This is a genomic window from Moraxella bovoculi 237, assembly GCF_000696305.2.
Taxonomy (GTDB): Bacteria; Pseudomonadota; Gammaproteobacteria; order Pseudomonadales; family Moraxellaceae; genus Moraxella; species Moraxella bovoculi.
Window position 1 is genome coordinate 190,785 of sequence record NZ_AOMT01000005.1, and the last position, 18,834, is coordinate 209,618.

At 45.2% G+C, this 18,834-nt stretch carries 18 protein-coding genes and 1 pseudogene; 9 read left to right on the forward strand and 10 right to left on the reverse strand.

Annotated features, from left to right (window positions below):
- Position 1: 1 nt before the first annotated feature.
- The 6 genes from MBO_RS01275 to MBO_RS01300 all read right to left on the reverse strand — a co-directional run bounded on the left by MBO_RS01275 (position 2) and on the right by MBO_RS01300 (position 5,658).
- Positions 2-532, reverse strand: a complete 531-nt coding sequence (locus MBO_RS01275; protein ID WP_160169649.1) for a glycosyltransferase — start codon at positions 530-532, stop codon at positions 2-4.
- 117 nt (positions 533-649) lie between these two features.
- Positions 650-1,219 (reverse strand): hypothetical protein, encoded by a 570-nt coding sequence (locus tag MBO_RS01280; protein ID WP_036362281.1) that lies wholly within the window; start codon positions 1,217-1,219, stop codon positions 650-652.
- A 24-nt stretch (positions 1,220-1,243) separates the two neighbouring features.
- A complete protein-coding gene (locus MBO_RS01285) occupies positions 1,244-2,074 on the reverse strand; it encodes a glycosyltransferase family 32 protein (protein WP_052585220.1) in 831 nt (276 codons plus the stop codon).
- Positions 2,061-3,488 (reverse strand): mannose-1-phosphate guanylyltransferase/mannose-6-phosphate isomerase, encoded by a 1,428-nt coding sequence (locus tag MBO_RS01290; RefSeq protein WP_036362284.1) that lies wholly within the window; start codon positions 3,486-3,488, stop codon positions 2,061-2,063. Before MBO_RS01290 ends, MBO_RS01285 begins: the two co-directional genes overlap by 14 nt.
- A gap of 15 nt (positions 3,489-3,503) precedes the next feature.
- A complete protein-coding gene (locus MBO_RS01295) occupies positions 3,504-5,105 on the reverse strand; it encodes a glycosyltransferase family 2 protein (RefSeq protein WP_036362285.1) in 1,602 nt (533 codons plus the stop codon).
- Between the two features lie 88 nt (positions 5,106-5,193).
- Positions 5,194-5,658 carry an Lrp/AsnC family transcriptional regulator gene (locus MBO_RS01300; protein ID WP_036362288.1) on the reverse strand — a complete coding sequence of 155 codons (465 nt, stop codon included), beginning with the start codon at positions 5,656-5,658 and terminating at the stop codon, positions 5,194-5,196.
- 245 nt (positions 5,659-5,903) lie between these two features.
- Here MBO_RS01300 and leuA point away from each other — a divergent pair, with 245 nt between their 5' ends.
- Together leuA and MBO_RS01310 are read left to right on the forward strand one after the other, a co-directional pair.
- The gene (leuA, locus tag MBO_RS01305; protein ID WP_036363113.1) at positions 5,904-7,634 is read left to right on the forward strand and encodes a 2-isopropylmalate synthase; all 1,731 of its coding nucleotides are present in this window, start codon (positions 5,904-5,906) and stop codon (positions 7,632-7,634) included.
- A gap of 121 nt (positions 7,635-7,755) precedes the next feature.
- A pseudogene (locus MBO_RS01310) lies at positions 7,756-8,775 on the forward strand (helicase HerA-like domain-containing protein); the annotation flags it as partial.
- Here the strand turns inward: MBO_RS01310 and MBO_RS01315 are convergent.
- On the reverse strand, positions 8,745-9,161 hold the full coding sequence (locus MBO_RS01315) for an EamA family transporter (protein ID WP_080702135.1): 417 nt from the start codon (positions 9,159-9,161) through the stop codon (positions 8,745-8,747). The pseudogene MBO_RS01310 and the gene MBO_RS01315 sit on opposite strands and share 31 nt — an antisense overlap.
- 16 nt (positions 9,162-9,177) lie before the next feature.
- A complete protein-coding gene (locus MBO_RS01320; RefSeq protein ID WP_036362291.1) occupies positions 9,178-9,837 on the reverse strand; it encodes a TerD family protein in 660 nt (219 codons plus the stop codon).
- 258 nt (positions 9,838-10,095) lie between these two features.
- Here MBO_RS01320 and MBO_RS01325 point away from each other — a divergent pair, with 258 nt between their 5' ends.
- Positions 10,096-10,863, forward strand: a complete 768-nt coding sequence (locus tag MBO_RS01325) for an META domain-containing protein (RefSeq protein WP_052585221.1) — start codon at positions 10,096-10,098, stop codon at positions 10,861-10,863.
- A gap of 83 nt (positions 10,864-10,946) precedes the next feature.
- On the opposite strand, the gene ruvC is transcribed toward MBO_RS01325, so the two are convergent.
- On the reverse strand, positions 10,947-11,531 hold the full coding sequence (gene ruvC, locus MBO_RS01330; protein WP_036362294.1) for a crossover junction endodeoxyribonuclease RuvC: 585 nt from the start codon (positions 11,529-11,531) through the stop codon (positions 10,947-10,949).
- Positions 11,532-11,701: 170 nt separating this feature from the next.
- On the opposite strand from ruvC, the gene MBO_RS01335 reads away from it, so the two are divergent.
- The gene (locus MBO_RS01335; RefSeq protein WP_036362297.1) at positions 11,702-12,313 is read left to right on the forward strand and encodes an FxsA family protein; all 612 of its coding nucleotides are present in this window, start codon (positions 11,702-11,704) and stop codon (positions 12,311-12,313) included.
- A gap of 130 nt (positions 12,314-12,443) precedes the next feature.
- Positions 12,444-13,007 carry an MORN repeat-containing protein gene (locus tag MBO_RS01340; protein ID WP_052585222.1) on the forward strand — a complete coding sequence of 188 codons (564 nt, stop codon included), beginning with the start codon at positions 12,444-12,446 and terminating at the stop codon, positions 13,005-13,007.
- Between the two features lie 41 nt (positions 13,008-13,048).
- Here the strand turns inward: MBO_RS01340 and MBO_RS01345 are convergent, their stop codons facing one another.
- The gene (locus MBO_RS01345) at positions 13,049-13,990 is read right to left on the reverse strand and encodes a LysR substrate-binding domain-containing protein (protein WP_036363126.1); all 942 of its coding nucleotides are present in this window, start codon (positions 13,988-13,990) and stop codon (positions 13,049-13,051) included.
- Between the two features lie 272 nt (positions 13,991-14,262).
- On the opposite strand from MBO_RS01345, the gene MBO_RS01350 reads away from it, so the two are divergent.
- From MBO_RS01350 to MBO_RS01365, 4 genes are read left to right on the forward strand one after another with little or no spacing between them, the layout of a single operon-like run.
- Complete coding sequence (locus tag MBO_RS01350; RefSeq protein WP_036362300.1) at positions 14,263-15,795, forward strand: AmpG family muropeptide MFS transporter; 1,533 nt, start codon at positions 14,263-14,265, stop codon at positions 15,793-15,795.
- Positions 15,796-15,813: 18 nt separating this feature from the next.
- A complete protein-coding gene (prmC, locus tag MBO_RS01355; protein WP_036362303.1) occupies positions 15,814-16,653 on the forward strand; it encodes a peptide chain release factor N(5)-glutamine methyltransferase in 840 nt (279 codons plus the stop codon).
- Positions 16,646-17,431, forward strand: a complete 786-nt coding sequence (locus tag MBO_RS01360) for a HesA/MoeB/ThiF family protein (protein ID WP_036362306.1) — start codon at positions 16,646-16,648, stop codon at positions 17,429-17,431. Before prmC ends, MBO_RS01360 begins: the two co-directional genes overlap by 8 nt.
- 22 nt (positions 17,432-17,453) lie before the next feature.
- A complete protein-coding gene (locus MBO_RS01365; protein ID WP_227712640.1) occupies positions 17,454-18,740 on the forward strand; it encodes an ABC1 kinase family protein in 1,287 nt (428 codons plus the stop codon).
- Positions 18,741-18,834 lie beyond the last annotated feature (94 nt).

The following is an 18,834-nucleotide window of genomic DNA, read 5'->3' on the forward strand; positions in this document are numbered from 1 at the left end:
GTTAGTCCATGACTTCATTATTAAATATTTGTTTGGCAAAATTTTGCCATGAAATGGGCTGATAATGTTGTTTTATGTGCTGCTCTTTTTGGGTGATGTAATCGGGATTATTGATTAAAAACAAGAACTTATCACACCAAGCATTGACATCATGCGGACTGACATAGTCAATAAAATCACCACCTGCTTCTGGCAGGGCACCTGCATTTGATGCTAAACAGTATTTGCCCATAGAGAGGGATTCTGCCACAGGTAAGCCATAACCTTCGATAAATGAAGGATATAGCGTAAACCAACAATGTTTAAATAAAGTGATGAGTTGGTGGTCAGTAATGTTATTTAGCATGACAATCTTGTCTTTAATGCGTTCATCGGTGGTTAGGTTATGTAATAGTTCATCAACTTTCCAGCCTTGCCTGCCAACAAAATAAACTTTTGGCAAATGGTCAATGCCTTTTTCTAATAATTGAAGATACATCTCATAAATCAAGGCATGGTTTTTACGAATCTCAATGGTGGAAACAAACAGCAAATAAGGTTCATGGATTAAAGATTGTATAAAAGTATCATCACTACCACTATCTGCTTTGGTATGCAAATCACAACCCAAGGTTAAAACCTGCATGGGGACAAGTGGTAGGTTATTTTTTTAATAATAATCTATAAGTTCATGTTTGGTAAAGTTAGAATTGCAATAGAAAATATCCACCACTTTGGCAGCTTCTTTTATGTACTCAAAAAATAATTGAGTATTGGCATTAAAAAAATATTGGGGATAATTAATGGGAATTAAATCATGGCACAAAACTTTTAAAGTAATATCCTTTCTTTTTTTGACGAATGCAAAAGAACGCATTTCAAGATGACCAAGTTTTTGCCCAACACCGATAATCGTGTCATTATCATTAAAGCAATGATTAACAATACCAAATAAAAATTTGATTTTATTAATTCTTTTTAAAACACTTCTTTTAAATTTCTCAGGAAACTTAGGCTTGGTTGTCTGTGGATAATTGCCATTTTTTAAGTTTTGTAATGTTTGGCGTAATTTTTCATTTTCAATAATCACAAAACCCATGCGGTCATCAAATGTACAAAAGCCGATGGTTTTTCCTTGTTGTTGCAATTGGTAAGCGTACAGGCATAACTCGTATTCGGTGCGAGCAATGCCAGAGAATTTGGTTTCAAATAAAATATTTGAGATGTTAATCCAAATCATAATGACTCTCTTGGGTGGAGAAAATTATTCTTTAAATTTGCCCATGGATTTTAGGGTGTTTTTAAAGAGTCTGGCGAAAACGATGTATGTGCTGGATAAAAAATTAAGCCAAGTGCCTTGATTCACCACATAGCCTTTGTGACTTGCATAATGCCCTTTTAGGACTTTTGTGTGAGCGGTATTAGACTCTAAGGCGCTATAAACAAAGCCGATGTCTTTATCAAATCTTTCAAAGCGAATGGAGTGTAAATGTTTTATTTCGTGAATGGCTTTGGTGTATGCAAGGGGACCTGTAACGAACAATACGCCACGCTTGCCATAACTATGCACACCATAGTGCCATGCTCGGTAATTTAAAATGTTATCCACGACTGAATCTAATATATGTTTCATGACGGGTGAATGTTTTTCACAGATGATAAACCATTGTTGGTATTCGCCATCTTTGATGCCAAGCTCTTCGGTAAGATATAAAAATTTACCCGTGCCTTCGTCTTTTTGCCCTGCTTCATTTTGCCATTGGGTAACAATAAAGTTATCATCGGGCTTGATGACTTCACTTAATGGATGGATGCAAGTGCTTTTGATGTCAAGATATACACCGCCTTCATGGTAGAGTACCAAATAGCGGAATAAATCGGCTTTGGCTGCTCCATAGACAGGATTGATGCGATGATAAGCATCCAAAATCCGACCATCGTCATGTACCTTGATGTATGCCAATACAGCAGCATCATCATAAAAACGGTATTCCCAATCAGGATTTTTATCCTTAAGTTCGGCAACAATCGGAGCAATGGGTGTTGGCAGCGTTTGGGTTTTATAGGTTTGATGAATGATTTTAGGAATTGCCATTGCCAGTCCTACCATAAATGTCATCAAAACGAACGATGTCATCTTCGCCCAAGTAGTCGCCAGATTGCACTTCGATAATCTCCAGTGGAATCTTACCAGGGTTCTCCAAAGAATGGGTTTCACCAAGGGGGATATATACCGACTCGTTTTTTGCTAATAAAAAACTCTTATCTGCTTTATGGATTTTTGCGGTGCCATTTACCACAATCCAATGTTCAGAGCGGTGATGGTGCATTTGCAAAGACAGCTTTTGGCCGGGATTGACAACGATGTGCTTGACTTGATAGCCTGTATCCTTGGCAAGGCTGTCATAATGACCCCAAGGGCGATACGCTTCTCGATGAATGTCGTGTTCGTATCGGTCGTTGTTCTTGATTTTTTGAACAATGTGCTTTATGTCTTGGGCGTGGTCTTTATTTGCAACCAAAATGGCATCTTTGGTTTCAACCACGACCAAATTCTCCACCCCCACCAAAGTGATTAGGCGATTTTCACTATGAGCATAGTTATTATGACTGTTGTGGGTGATGACATCGCCAATTAAGATATTGTTTTCTTGGTCTTTGGTTTGGATGTCCCATAATGCCGACCAAGAACCAACATCGCTCCAGCCTGCATTTAAAGCAACAACCACTGCATTGTTGGTGTTCTCCATGACGGCATAATCAATAGAGTCAGAGCGACAGCTTTCAAAAATGGCTTTATCAATGCGAATAAAATCCAAGTCTTTCTGGGTGTTTAGCATGGCTTTTTGGCATACGTCTGCAATATCAGGCGCATGAGTGGCCAGCTCCTTTAGATACTGACTTGCCTTAAACATGAACATCCCACTATTCCACAAAAAATCTCCGCTTTTCAGGTAGTTTTGGGCGGTAGCGTAATCGGGCTTTTCTACAAAGGTGTCAATATGGTGCCCGTGTAATAAGGCTTTGCCTTGTTTGATGTAGCCGTAACCTGTCTCGGGATGTGTGGGCGTGATGCCAAAAGTGACCATGTTGTCTTGCAGGGCAAGCTCATGGGCGTTGATGATACTTTCGGTAAATGCTTTTTCATCATTGATGACATGGTCAGCAGGCAACACAAGCATGACGGCATCGTCATTTTTCTTTAGGTGATATGCCACCAAAGCAGTTGCAGGGGCGGTATTTTTGCCAACAGGTTCAAGAATAATGGTTGGATGAACACCAATCTTACGCACTTGTTCTGCTACTAAAAAACGATGTTCTTCATTGCAGATTAATATGGGTTCAGCACAATTTAATTCTTTTAAACGCAGAACGGTTTTTTGCAGTAGAGTGTGTTCATCCAGCCCCAAAGTAAGAAATTGTTTTGGGTATTTAGTTCTTGACAAGGGCCATAGCCGAGTACCGCTACCGCCAGCCATGATGACAGGAATGATGTTGGTGGAATGCATAATGATGTTCCTATTTTATTTATTCTTGTTAGACCGATTCATCTGCCACAGCATGATGTATTTATCGAACGTATAGCCCAAAGACGCTGCCGCCAAGATATAGCCATACGCTCCGCCCATAAAGTCTGCACGGATAATGTACTCACGCACAAACGAAAACCACGAGCGAGCGAGCAGTCCTGCCATGCTTACCGTTTTGCCTTTTGTGTATTTTTCTTTTGCCCAATCAAAGCTGTATCGGATGTTTTTTACCAAAAAATGGTGTAGATTGTCGTTGGTAATGTGGGGCAAATAGCCCTTTAGTACCACGCTTGGCACGCCTTGTTGGTCAAGTGATTCATGGACTTCTAAATCCGAATATTTAAAATGCGTGCGAGTATAGAGCCGAGCAAGCTTGTCGGTGTACCATGAGCGTGGCTGAACCTCCACACCACAAAAGGTATTGACCCGAGCAATGGCAAAGACCTTATCCGTCTGTACAGGCTGTCTTAACACGTCGGCGATAGACAGCCTTAATTCTTGGTCAAGGCGTTCGTCCGCATCCAGCACCAATACATAATCGCTCGTGGCGTAGGACTGAGCAAGTTGGCGTTGTTTACCAAAGCCTTGCCAGTCGGTATTGAGGTACCATTTTGCCCCAAAAGATTCAGCAATCTTGCGAGTATCATCGGTGCTACCGCTATCTAGGATAATGATTTCATCTACCAAATCATGCACGGTATCAAGGCACGCTTTTAGGTGCTTAGATTCGTTTTTGCAAATCATGACAAGCGACAGCGTACTTTTTTTTTCGGTTAAGTCAATAGGCGTAAGAGTTTTGGTAAATTCTACTGATTTTAAAAACGCTTGTTCGGCTTGGTTGTGGGTCAAATCGTACAAAATGGCATATTTATTAAAGGTGTATTGGGCAAACATGAGCGAGTAAATCAGCCCATATCTGCCCTGCAAAAAACGACCGTCCACAAAATACTGCTTAAAAAACGCCCAAAATGGGTTTAAAATCACCTTGCTAAATTTGCCTTTTTTGCCCTGTCTGTGCCTATCGTCCGCCCATGCTTTGGCGTATTCTAGGCGTTTGGTGAGCCAAAATAGGGGTGTGTCTGCCGTATGATGTCTCATAAAGCCGTCAAGTGTGGCAGTACTTGCCCCATTTAGCACGACCGATTCATGCACTAAGTTATCGTCATAATTGTGTTTTTTGGGATACAGTCGCCAATGAGCCTTGACCGCCCATAGCCTGTTGTCAATCTCATATCCAAAAATACAGTCTATGCGTTTGATACCATATACCGTATCAGCAGGGGGATTTTTGATGACCGCCAAAACGCTCTGTTTTAGCTCATCGGTTATCTCTTCATCAGCATCCAATGCCAGTATCCACTCGCCTGTGGCATAAGATTGGGCAATTTGTCGCTGCCTGCCAAAGCCTTGCCAGTCGGTATTGACGTGCCATTTTGCCCCATATTGTTCGGCAATTTCAAGGCTGTTGTCGGTGCTGCCGCTATCTAAGATGATAATCTCGTCCGCCAAGCCGTCTAGGGCAGGCAAGCTGATTGCCAAATTTTTGGCTTCATTTTTGACAATCATGACGACCGATAGGGGGTATTGATTTTGCATGGGTGATTACTGTGGATAAATTCTGGATATTATACTTATTAATTTGCATAATTTTAAGTGGTTAATGATATATTTTTTCATTAACATTTTAGGTGGCAACCCGAGTAAAAACCTCTCTTAACTCAAAACTGGTATGAAGCTGACTGACCCCATCAATTTTGCTCAGCCTATGGAGTAAAAACTCTTCATAATGACTCATATCACGCACCACCACCTTTAATAGATAATCTTCCGACCGTCCTGTAACAAGGCTACATGACACCACTTCATCAAAGGTTTTGATGTGATTTTCAAATTCGCCAAAGCGTTCGGCGGTGTGTATATCCATACTGACCGCCACAAAGACGGACAATGTATTGCCAAGCGAGCGAGCGGACGTGTGGGCGTGATAACCTGTGATAACACCCATGTCTTCAAGCCGTTTAATCCTGCGAATGACAGGTGTGGCGGTCAGATTGACCTGCTCACAGATGTCGGCAACAGCAAGGCGAGCGTTGTCCGTGAGTAGTTTTAGGATTTTATGGTCAATGGGGTCTAGATTAATGGCACTCATTATGGAAATTCATCAAAATTTGGCGGATTTTACCATAAATTTATCATTTTTTGGTAAATATGGCTAAGATATGCCAAAAACTTTTGTAAAATTGGTAAAAATTAGTGCAAAATTTTGGTATGATAATACAATGATTTATTAAGGTTTCCCGTTTGTCCTGAGTTTATCGAAGGGTAGGAAAACCCTTGTGGTTCGACAAGATCACCACGAACGGTTTTAATTTAAAAAATATAGCGAGCCTAGACATGACAACACCCAAAATCACCCCAAAAAATCCTGCGTTTGATTTTACCAAATACCGCCCCTTTGAATTTGCCCCAAACCTGCCCGACCGCACTTGGTGCGACAGACGCATAGAAAAAGCCCCAATTTGGGCGAGCGTGGATTTGCGAGACGGCAACCAAGCCTTGATTGACCCCATGACCATTGAGCAAAAATTACGCTTTTTTAAGTTGCTCGTGGCGGTTGGGTTTAAAGAGATTGAGATTGGTTTTCCGTCTGCTGCCCAAGTAGAATTTGATTTTACACGCTTACTTATTGAAGGAAACCATGTGCCTGATGATGTTACTTTGCAGGTGCTTGTACAGGCTCGTGAGCATTTGATTGAGCGTACCTTTGAGAGCCTAAAAGGGGCAAAACGTGCCATTGTTCACGTTTATAACAGCACGTCAAGGGTGCAACGTGATAAGGTCTATCAGCTTGACAAGGACGGTATTAAGGCGATTGCGGTGGGTGGAGCGACTTTGCTAAGAGACATTGCGGGGCGTTATCCTGAGACCGAGTGGATTTTTCAGTACAGCCCTGAGAGTTTTAGTCAGACCGAGACCGATTTTGCCGTAGAAGTGTGCCAAGCGGTGTGCGATGTGTGGCGACCCCAAGACGGTCAAAAAGTGATTTTGAACCTACCTGCAACGGTAGAAGCGTCCACGCCCAATCTATATGCCGACCAGATTGAGTATTTTTGTCGTCATTTACCAAGCCGTAAAGACGTGATTGTGAGTCTGCATGCGCACAATGACCGTGGCTGTGGGGTGGCGGCAAGTGAGCTTGGCGTGATGGCAGGGGCTGACCGTGTGGAAGGCACATTGTTGGGTAATGGCGAGCGTACGGGCAACATGGATATTTTGACCATGGCGATGAACCTGTACACACAAGGGGTGGACCCTGAGCTTGACTTGTCGCAGGTGAGCGAGATTGTGCAAGTGACGACCGATTGCACCAATCTGCCTGTACACCCACGCCATGCCTATGTCGGTGAGCTTGTGTTTACCGCATTTAGCGGTTCGCACCAAGATGCCATTAAAAAGTCGCTTGACTATAACGAAAAACACCCCGAAACCGAACAGCATTGGGACGTGGCATACTTACCGATTGACCCTGTGCATATCGGACGCAGTTATCAAGACGTGGTGCGTATCAATAGCCAGTCGGGTAAGGGCGGGGCGGCGTATATCTTACAGCGTCATTATGGCTTTGATTTGCCACGTTGGACGCAGATTGATTTTGCTAAAGTGGTGCAGAACCAAGCCGAGAGTTTGGCTCGTGAGCTAAAAACAGATGAGCTCCTTGACATCTTTACCAAGACTTATTTGACCCAAGAGATCTTTAAATTAAGCGATTATCAGATTAACAACAAGGGCGGAGATGTGTCATTTAACGGGCAAATCGCCACGCCAACCGATGTGCTAGAAATCATCGGGCAGGGCAATGGGGCATTGTCGGCATTCATTGGCGGTCTTGTTAAGGCGACAGGTAAGGATATCCACGTTACCAATTACTCCGAACACGCCATTAACGTCAAGGCGACCGAGAGCCTACTTGATGACGAGTTTGGCGACAACCAAACCAACTCAGCGGCGGCATCATACGTTCAGTTAAATATTGACGGCAAAGTGTATTCGGGCATTGGCGTGTGTAGCAGTACCGTATCGTCGATGTTAAAAGGCGTGTTGTCAGCTTTAGCCCAAACTTGGTAAGAAAAGCAAATAAAATAAAATAGCGCAATCTGTGATTGGATTGCGCTATTTTTTGTGATGAAATTTAACAATTTGATAATTTTGACACTGGTGAATTGCGATTCACACCAAAGGGTAAACAATGATCCATTTTAATCTAGCAAAGACAATCGATAACGCCACCGACTTATCCTTGATGGGGAAGATGGCGAACCGCCACGGACTTATCGCAGGTGCGACTGGTACGGGTAAGACCATCTCGCTTCGTAAGATGGCAGAGGAATTTAGCCGAGCGGGAGTGCCTGCATTCTTGGCGGACGTGAAGGGTGATTTATCAGACATTGTCAAGGCAGGCGAGTCAACTGGTAAGGTTGGTGAGCGTATGGCACAGTTCGGTTTGGATGAGAATTACCTGTCTGGCTTTCCTGTGCGATTTTGGGATGTATTTGGTCAGACAGGTATTCCTGCGCGTGTGACGGTTAGCCAAATGGGTGCGATGCTACTAGCAAGATTGATGAATTTGAATGATACTCAAGAAGGGCTTTTGAATGTTGTATTTAAAGTCGCTGATGATAATGGCTGGCACATCCTAGACCTAAAAGACCTGCGTGCGATGCTGACTCACATCTTGGATAATGCCAAAGAATACCGCACCAAATATGGTAACATCTCACCTGCCAGCGTAGGGGCAATTCAGCGTCAGCTACTACAGTTTGAAAGTGAAGGTGCGGATACTTTCTTTGGCGAGCTTGCCCTAAACCTTCAAGATTGGGTGCAAACCAATGACGGCAAAGGTATCATTAACATCCTAAATTCCGAGAAGCTCATGCGTGTGCCACGCTTGTATAGTGCGTTTTTACTTTGGTTCTTGGCGGAGATTTTTGTGACTTTGCCTGAGGTGGGCGACCTTGATAAGCCAAAATTTGTATTATTCATTGATGAGACGCATTTGTTGTTTGATAATTCACCAAAAGCACTGGTGGAGCAGATTGAGCAGGTGGTGCGACTCATCCGTTCAAAAGGTGTAGGTGTGTACTTCGTCACCCAAAATCCATTGGATTTGCCTGATAGCATCCTGGGTCAATTGGGCAATCGCATCCAGCACGCCTTACGCGCGTTCACACCACGCGATCAAAAAGCCGTCAAGGCGGCGGCTTTAACTTTGGTTAGTCTTTCGCCTAGAAAGAGCGACGCCATCAAGATGATCGCAGCACCTGCCGCATAAGTTAAAAATGCCACTAAGGAAATCGATGCTTCGCTGAACGCCCAAGTCTCAAAGAAATATAAACAAAATATCCCAAAAAAGAATAACAGGGCATAATGATGCCAGTATCGTGAGAGTGTGCGGCATTCGATACGCAGCTTGGGCTTTGATAGACAATAGATAGCAATGATGATAAAGGCGATGAAGCATTTATAAAAGGCGAGAACGCTGGGCATCAGTCCTGCCTGAAGTCCAAGACGCGTAAATACCCCAATCGTACCATTTAGCATCGCTGCTATGAGTGCCAGATATTCAGCGCGCATGGGCGTGATTTTGAGGTTCATCGATCAATCGTATTGATTACCAACGCGTGCTATCAGCACTCATGAACTCTGCAGCACTGTCTAGTAATTTTGCCATCTCGTTATGCTTGATGGGGTGTAGTGGTACGTGTACAAGCCAATCGTTACCGTCTTTTTTTAGGTGCCATGCGATGATGGCATGGGTATTTTTGTCAAGTGATGCCAATTCAAACTCATGTGCCAATACGCCATCGTTATCTCTTAAGATGCCCAACCCTTTAGTAGCGCGTGTCAGACAGTGACGATGATGGCTGGCGATGACGATGAGAATGTGATGGGTTTTCTTGTCCAGTTTATCTAGATGTAGGTCGATTTTTTCTTGATTGATGAATTTATCTTCGAAGCTGGTTGCGCCCGTGAGTGCATCGCCGCCATGACGCACACTGTTATTGTCTGTGCGAATGTTACCGTAATAAACGCGTTGTAATTCACTGCCGCTTTGATCCAGCAGTACGCACGCCATGTCAATATCCATGGGTGTTGGCTTCTTATTCATCTTAGGTAGACAAGACAGAAGTGCCTGAATGCCTTCTTTGTTGATTTCTGTAGCTTCATAGCGCACAGCAGGCGTGATGATTTGCCCACTAAGTCCTAATTCGCTTAGTGTCTTGGGTTCAAAAAAAGCTCTTAATGGTTTATCAATCGGTGATTGCGACATGGTTTTCCCCTTTAATTTTTTGCTATTGTAACAAATTTTCTATAAAAAACCTAATGTATCAACACAAGAATGTTGATATCATCTAACCAAAATTTGCCAAAATAGATGGCTTGGCACTAAAGTCAACTACCGACCAATAACAAAAACTAACACACTTGTTTGCTCAATGATGCTATCATCGTAGAAAATCAGAACTTATTTTTAATTATTGTTAAATAAATCTACCAGTTTTGGATAAAGTTTTTAAAGTTGAATATCATGACAAAAACAATCATTCAAGCCTTAATGCTATGTACGCCATTGGCGTTATTGGGCTGTCAGCACAATAATGATGTGGCGACACCCAATCGCGATCCGACCGCCATCACCAAGTCTTTGGCGGATGAGCTGTACGATTATGATTGGCGGCTTGTTGCGTCTGATGATGCTCGATTTAATCAGTTCATTGAGGCACGCTCGGTGTATTTGACGGCGGCTGAGGATCGATTAAGCTTTGGCGTGGGGTGCAATGTGCATTCGGCTGGCTTTACGCTTGTCAAGGATGTCTTGACCATCAGTGACGGTGTTGCTGCGACTAGCAAAGCGTGCGACCCCAGTGCTCATGAGGCTGAACGAGCGTTGGTAGCGTCATTTAACAATGCCAAATTGACGCTAAAAGTTCAAAATGATCGTCAGGCTGTTCTGACGCACACGCACCAAGATAAAAGCTGGACATGGCAAGGAGTTAAAAAACCTGACGTGCTGTACGGTGAGCCGGTGGCGTTATACTGGGAGATTGAGCCTGAGCCGATATTGTGTGCCAATAATGCTCCAAACTGCCTTAAGGTGCGCAATGTACGCTATGATGAGCAAGGCATTAAGATGGGTGCGGGTGCTTGGCGTGAGTTTGATGATGTGATTGAAGGCTATCATCATGAGGCTGGTGTGAGTAAAATCATCCGTCTAAAAGCCTATACAGACAAATCCACAGGCGAAACTTTCTATGTCTATGACGGCACGGTAGAATATGGATTGGCTGATCGTTGATGATGACACACTATAAATAAAGCACCGTGATATGGGTGCTTTATTTATATCTGATGAGAATTTAACACAGTCAAATCAAATCATCAGCGTAAGTTCAAGAAATCTTCTTCGGACAGTCGCCAGCGGCCTTTCTTCTTTGAGCTACTGCGACCTGCCAATGCCGTATTGCCCAGAAGCTTATGCATGGAATGGCTTGAATGCGCATGGCAAATGGCGCACGCCAAACCATCGGCGGCATCCGCTTGCGGCACGACCTCTAATGACAAAATGCGGCACACCATGGCACAGACTTGTTCCTTGTCGGCGGCGCCATAGCCGCAGACGGCTTGTTTGATTTGGCGGGCGGTGTATTCTGACACCATCAGATCAAGCGCGGTTAAGGCAGCGATGGCAGCGCCGCGAGCTTGCCCCAGTTTTAGCGCAGAATCAGGGTTACTTGCCATGAATACTTGTTCGATGGCGGCGTGCATGGGCTGATCGCTGTATTTTTGATAGTGCTTGACGATGCGCGACACCCCAGAGAATATCTGTCCTATGCGTGTCGGCATGTCGCTGCCATCGGTGCGAATCGTCCCTGCATCTAAGAAGGTAAGCTTGTCCGCTTGGGTGCTGATGATGCCATAGCCCGTCATGCGTGAGCCAGGATCGATGCCGATGATAAGTGTCATAAATTCGCCAAAAGTGTCAAAACTGAATAATTGTGCTAAAATCTAAAATGCTGGGCTTGAATTTTTTATATTTGCCCAAATTTTTGAATGCACCAAGAGGTTGCCATAGTATAGCGCATTTTTGGTTGTTTTTGAATTTATTCACTGTTCAGGTTTTTTAAGGAAAATATATGGGTGCTGTTGTTGGCATTGCTTTGGTTTGGTTTGTCATTGAGATGCTGCTTTGGTATCTTGTTGCGCAGTTTGTGAGTGGCTGGTGGGTGTTCTTTTGGTTCATCGTCGCTGCTGTCATCGGTCTGATGCTGATTAAAAATGCCGCCGCCACGCTTAACCCAATGGCGCAGCAGCTAAAACAAATGCAAAGCGGCGTTATCCCCAACCCTGCCAATCAGCCCGCTGAATCTACCGTTGCTAAGTCAGTTGCGACAGGGATTGCAGGTCTACTATTGTTACTACCAGGCTTATTGAGTGATGTGGGTGCGGCATTGTTGCTATTGCCATTCGTGCAGCGCAAACTTACCAGCGCCGCCAAGAATTACGCCCTAAAAAACCAAGACAAGATGATGCAGATGATGTCTCGTCAGATGGGTGGTCAAAGCCCGTTTGGCATGGGTGGCACTGTTAATCCGAATAACCCATTCGGACAAGGCAATCCGTTCGGTCAAGGTGGCGGCTTTAGTGGTTTTAGCAAAGGCGGTTTTAATCAAGGTACGACCGTGGATGGAGAGGCTAAACCCGTCCAAAAAGACATTAAGCGATTGCCATCTGCCAATGATGAATGATTAAAATCTACCTAACCTGTCCAGTGTGGCGGGTTTTTTATTGCGTACTGTGATTGTTTTGGTTAATATAAAGATTTTATGAAGTGGATAAGTGATGATGAGAAAGGCTATTTTGCTTGGTGGAATATTGATGCTGGCTGGGGCCGTTCACGCCAAAGAGCTGCCCGAAGGATTTAATGAGCTTATACGCACCGATGAAGGCTGTTATCTTAACAACTCATTCCCAAAGCCAAAAGAAACTGCCTCATGGACAGGCGGCTGTGTTGATGGTTGGGCTGACGGATTTGGGGTGATGCGCTGGTATAGTGATGGCGTGCTAACTGAGACCTATGTCGGTGAATACAAGAAAGGCAGGATCAATGGCGTGGGGCAGTACACATGGCGAGATGGTGGCATTCAAACAGGTGTCTGGGTGGATGATGTCATGCAAGGATTGGGCGAGGCTATCGCGGGCAAGGGGCGGTATCGTGGCGATGTCTATATTGGTAATTTCAAAGATGGCATGATGCATGGACGAGGTAAGTATCATTTTCACATGCATAATGAAGATTTTCAAAAACTATCAGGCGGCAGGGCGGTTGATTTGATTGATATTTCGGTTCGCAGCGGGAAATATTGGGTTCTTGATGTTATTCATGATCATAATGACGTGGTAGCAGTGTGCGGCATACATGAGCATGAAGACTGTGAGTAACCAATCCGCGACGTGACACGGATTTGGTGTAAGGTGCTGATTTAACCTGCAAATTGCGCTTGGCACAGCTTGATGAATTCGTGCCCGAATTTACGAATCTCGCTGTCGTCACGCACCGCAATCCAACTCGTGAATCGCCCAAAATGCGTGATGGGGATCGCCACAAGGTCTGGATAATGCTTGGGCTCGTAAGCCATCTCAGCGATGATGCCAATGCCAAGACCTGATGATACATAGGTGCTAATCACATCGGAGTCAAGCGCCGCTAGGACGATGTCTGGGGTCAGCCCTTTTTTGGTGAATGCCTTGTCAATCGCACCGCGACCAGTAAAACCGCCATGATATGTCACAATCGGATAGCTCGCCAAAGTAGGCAGATCCACACCATCAATCACGCCTGCCAGCTCCGCCAGTTCGTGATCCTTAGGCACGATGACCACATGCGACCAATCATAATAGCGGTGGCAGCGCAGAATGTCATTATTGAGCAGGCTCTCGGTAGCGATGCCAATATCGGCCTGTCCGCGAATCACCATCTGCGCGATGGTCTCTGGGTCGGCTTGTTGAAGTACCAGATTGACTTTGGAGAATTTCTCGCGGAACGCCTTGATGATGCTAGGCAGAACGTAGCGCGCCTGAGTGTGCGTGGTGGCGACCGTCAGTGTACCTGCCGCGGCATCATTAAAATCAAGACTTAGATTCTCAATCGTACGAATCTCAGCAAATATCGCTTCAATGTGCGGCAATAATGCCTTACCAATGGGTGTCAGCCCTGTCAGTCGTTTACCTTGACGTGTGAAGACGTCTGATTTTAGCTGGTTCTCTAGAGCGGCGATTTGTTTGGATAGGCTCGATTGGCTGGTGTGTAGCAGTTCGGCAGCTTGACTAAGGTTATAGCCATTGACCACGGTGTGCCAGACGGTTTCGAGTTGTTTTAGCTGGATTTGTAGGTGACGCTGATTGATGACGATGTCAATTGCCATGAGAATGCTCGATTGTAAACCAAAAGACCAAAAATGTTCGTAAGAAATAAAGCTGCCGATGAGTGGCTTTAACTCTGCCATTATAAAAATACTGACATAAAAACAAACCGCTAAGACAGTAAAAGTATATTCCAAAATTGAATATACTGCAAAAGTTTATTCTAAATAATGACTTAATTAACAATAAACTTTGCAAAAAAAGCATTTTTATCTTAATATTGCACCATTTATCTTAATTTTAAGATTTATATTATTATCAAAAGAGATGGTTCATGACTGACTTGGTTCGCTCGACTTCGTCGTTCGCCGCCTTTAAAGAGGCGTATTTTAACCCGCAGGCGCTTGCCATGCTGTTCTTGGGCTTCGCTGCTGGTGTGCCGATTCTACTGATTTTTAGTAGCTTGGGGCTTTGGCTGCGTGAGGCGGGCATTGATCGCAGTACGGTGACGATGTTTAGCTGGGCGGCTTTGGGTTATTCGTTCAAATTCATCTGGTCGCCTTTGGTGGATGTACTGCCTGTACCTGTGCTTAATAAATGGCTTGGTCAGCGTCGCGCTTGGCTATTATTGACACAGATGGGCATCATCGGTGCGATCGTGCTCATGGCGAGCGTTGATCCAGCAGAGTCTAGGCTATCCATCATGGCGCTGGGTGCGGTGCTGCTTGGCTTCTCGGCGGCGACACAGGATATTGTGATTGATGCGTATCGTATCGAATCAGCACCCAGTCAGATGCAGACCGCGCTGTCAGCGACTTATGTCGGTGGCTATCGTATCGGTATGATTGTCTCTGGTGCAGGCGCACTTTATTTGGCGGATTTTTTTGGTTCGAGCGAGGCGGCTTACAGCTATGCAGCATGGCAAAAAACCTATCTCATCATGGCGGCGGTCATGCTCATCGCTGTGGCAACGACCTTATTCATTCGTGAGCCAAAATACACCGCCAAAAAAGAACACATGAATTCAACTCCGGATAATCTGCGCTTGCTTGTTGTCTTTGCGGTATCGGTGATTGGATTTATCTTCACCTATGTACAGGTGGGCAGTGTGCTACCTAAGACGGATAGCGTGGGTCTAGGTTTCTTGTATGGTGTGGTGCGATTCATATCAAGTGGCATCGTGATGGGTTTGATTGGCTATGCGCTGGTACAGGTTGGCTTGGTGGCTAAGTCTGTCGCGGCGCGTGCATGGGTGATGCCGATCAGAGATTTCTTTGAGCGTTATGGCAAAAAGGCGCTGTTGGTGCTTGCGCTCATCGGGCTATATCGTATCTCGGACATCGTCGCTGGTAACATCTCTAATATCTTCTATCAAGACCTGGGATTCACCAAGACACAGATCGCCAAAGCGGTGAAAGTCGTTGGCGTGATTGCAGCCATTGGTGGGGGCTTTGTGGGCGGCTGGATCGCCCAAAAAACTGGCGTCATGCGTGCGATGATGATTGGCGCACTGCTTGCCTGTGCGACGAATTTGCTATTTATCTTGTTATTCTATACGCCGACATCGTTCATGATGTATATGGCGGTCATCACGGATAACTTGGCAGCAGGACTGGCAAGTGCGGTATTTATTGCGTTCTTGTCAGCTTTAACTTCCATTCGCTTTACGGCGGTTCAGTACGCACTGTTCTCATCACTGATGACGCTGTCGCCAAAGATTCTAGGCGGCTATTCAGGGGCGATCGTGGATGCGACGAACTATCCAGTATTCTTTGCCATTACTTTTGTGATTGGTATCCCGATTCTGTTATTGGTGTATTTGGTGAATAAGTACATCACCATCGAAGAGCCTGTTATCAAGAAATAGATTCATACTAAAAATCATATGTTAAATCAATCCATCAAAACCATCAAGCAACAATGTCGCACCATGAGCAGTGAGGCATTGCCTTATCAGTGGCTCGAAGGATGGCTCATGTCTGTGCTAGATAAAGACAAGCTGTTTTTAATAATGCATGATGATTATATGCTGACTGCGGATGAATACGACAGATTCATGCAAGGCGTGGCGCGAATGAGATCAGGCGAGCCGTTGGCATATCTGGTGGGTGAGCAGGATTTTTTTGGGCGTACGTTTAAGGTGAATCCCAGTACGCTGATTCCTAGACCTGACACCGAAAGGCTCATTGAAGCTGTACTTGATTGGCTAAGCGCCCAAACCATAGATTCGCCCAGTATCTTGGATCTGGGTACTGGTTCAGGGTGTATCGCGATCACGCTCGCTAAAGAATTACCAACCTCGGACGTACTGGCAGTGGATATGTCGGTAGATGCGCTTGCGGTAGCGACACAGAATGGGCAGAGATTGGCTGCGGATAATTGTCGTTTTGTGCAGTCGAATTGGTTCGGTGCGGTACAGGGTGAATTTGATACAATTGTATCTAATCCGCCATATATTGATAAAGCTGATAAGCATCTAAACGCGCTTCATCATGAGCCAATGACGGCGCTCGTGGCGGATGATCTGGGGTTGTCTGACATTATGATGATCATTGGTGGTTCGGTAGAGTATCTAAAATTAGGTGGTCTTCTTGCCATCGAACATGGTTATGATCAGGGGCAAAGTGTGCGTGAATTGTTCATACGCCAAGGCTTTGATGATGTGCAGACCATCAAAGATTATGGTGGTAACGATCGGCTAACGATGGGGGTATGGCATGGCTGACCAAAATACACAAGCAAACACTGAGCTGACAGACAGCGAACTCATGCGCTACTCTCGGCAAATTCTACTAAATGATTGGGACATGGATGCGCAAATCCGCCTAAAAAATAGCACCGTTCTGATCGTGGGTGCGGGCGGTCTTGGCTGTCCTGTATCTCAAATATTGGCGCGTGCTGGGGTGGGCAGGCTGCACCTGATCGACCATGATGTGGTGGATGATAGCAATCTACAGCGCCAAACATTATTCACCAAAGAAGACATTGGGCGATCCAAAGCCGAAACCGCCTGCCATAAGCTACGTGAACAAAACGAGCTCATCAGCATTGATTATACGTATGTCAAGCTGAATGATGAAAATATCAGTGGCCATCTCGAGCAGGTATCGCCTGATTTGGTGATTGATTGCACGGATAATTTTGCCATCAGGGATCTATTAAATCACGCCTGCCGTCAGCGTGGACTGCCCTTATTGTCCAATTCAGCGATCGCAGAGACGGGGCAGATTGCGCTATTTACCAAGGAAACCGGCTGCTATCAATGCCTGTTCGGTGCCGAGAGAGGTGATGAACTCAACTGCGCGACATCTGGTGTTCTGGGGAGTACGGTATCCATCATCGGCTCGATGAGTGCTCAGATGGCACTGGATTTTTTGGGACGTGGAAATAATCCGATCGCTCATGAACTGCTGCTGTGGCAGGGGCGCAGCATGAGCCTGCGCAAGATGAGATTTGCCAAAGATGAGACTTGTGCCATCTGCTCTGCTACCAATGTTATCTAAACTAAAATTATCAATAAAGACCATGCTAAAAAAATCACCACTATCCTTAGTCAAATCCTCTGTCAGTACATCGCTCAATGTCCTTGGGCGCATCCAAAAAACCGCAAGCGTGGCAGGGTTGTCAGCGCTTAGGGTGGCTCAAGGCGAAAAGATGGATGCACAGCTACTCAAAGAATCATTTGAGCAGATGGGCGTGACTTACATCAAGCTTGGGCAATTCATCGCAAGTACACCGTCTATTTTTCCCAGAGAGTATGTACTTGCCTTTCAAGACTGCCTAGATCAGACCACGCCTGTGCCGTTCGATGAGATTTTGGCGGTGCTGCGCGAAGAACTTGTGACTGATGAGCGTGGTCTGGGTGATATTTTTAATTATATTGACCCAAAGCCCATCGCGTCGGCAAGCATTGCACAGGTGCATAAGGCGGTACTGAGTGACGGCAGGCAGGTTGCCCTAAAGGTGCAAAAACCTAAAGTCGCTGCGATCATTCATACGGACCTGACTGTATTGCACAGCAGTTTTTGGGTGGTGGAGAAGATCATACCGTCGATGCGTGCGGCGAATCTTGCACCCATCCTGGATGAGATGCGTGCGCGCATGCTGATGGAGACGGATTTTTTGGCGGAGAGTCGCCATATTGAACGCTTCAAAGATTATCTAAAGAAAATTGGCAATACTAAAGTTACCGCACCTACCGTGCATAAAGAGTTAACTACCAGGCGTGTATTAACGATGGATCTGTTGGTGGGCAAATCCTTGGTGGATGAGAGCTTAGGACTTACCAATAATACCGAACACGCCAAGCAGGTGATGAGTGATGTGCTAGACACCTGGTTCTTGTCATTGATGATGACGAGCGAATTCCATGCCGACCTGCACGCGGGTAATCTGATGATGCTTGAGGACGGTCGGATTGCGTTTTTGGATTTTGGTTTGGTGGGACAGATTGAGCCTAAGAGTCTGCAGGCGTGCTTTATGTTGGTGCAGAGCCTTCAGGTGAGCGACTATCTGGGCATGGCTCAGGCGATGGTAGATATCGGCATGACAGGCAACAAAGTGGACGTGAATCGACTCGGTGAGGATCTGCATCGGATGCTAGGTAAGGTCGGTAAAGACAATCAACCAGAGAGTCTAAATGTAATGATGCTGGAACTAGCCGAGATTGGCAAACGTCACGACATTCATTTTCCTAGAGATTTTGCGTTACTGCTTAAGCAGCTGTTGTATTTTGATCGCTTTATGGTGACACTTGCGCCTGATATGGAGTTATTTGAGGGTGAGCGTCTAAAGATTGTTGGTGATGGTTAAGTGAGCTTCACTAAGGTGCTTACCATCGAGAATTTAACCAATAATAAAGCGTTTAATTTTCACATAACACAACAGAAACCGGCGATATCTTTCG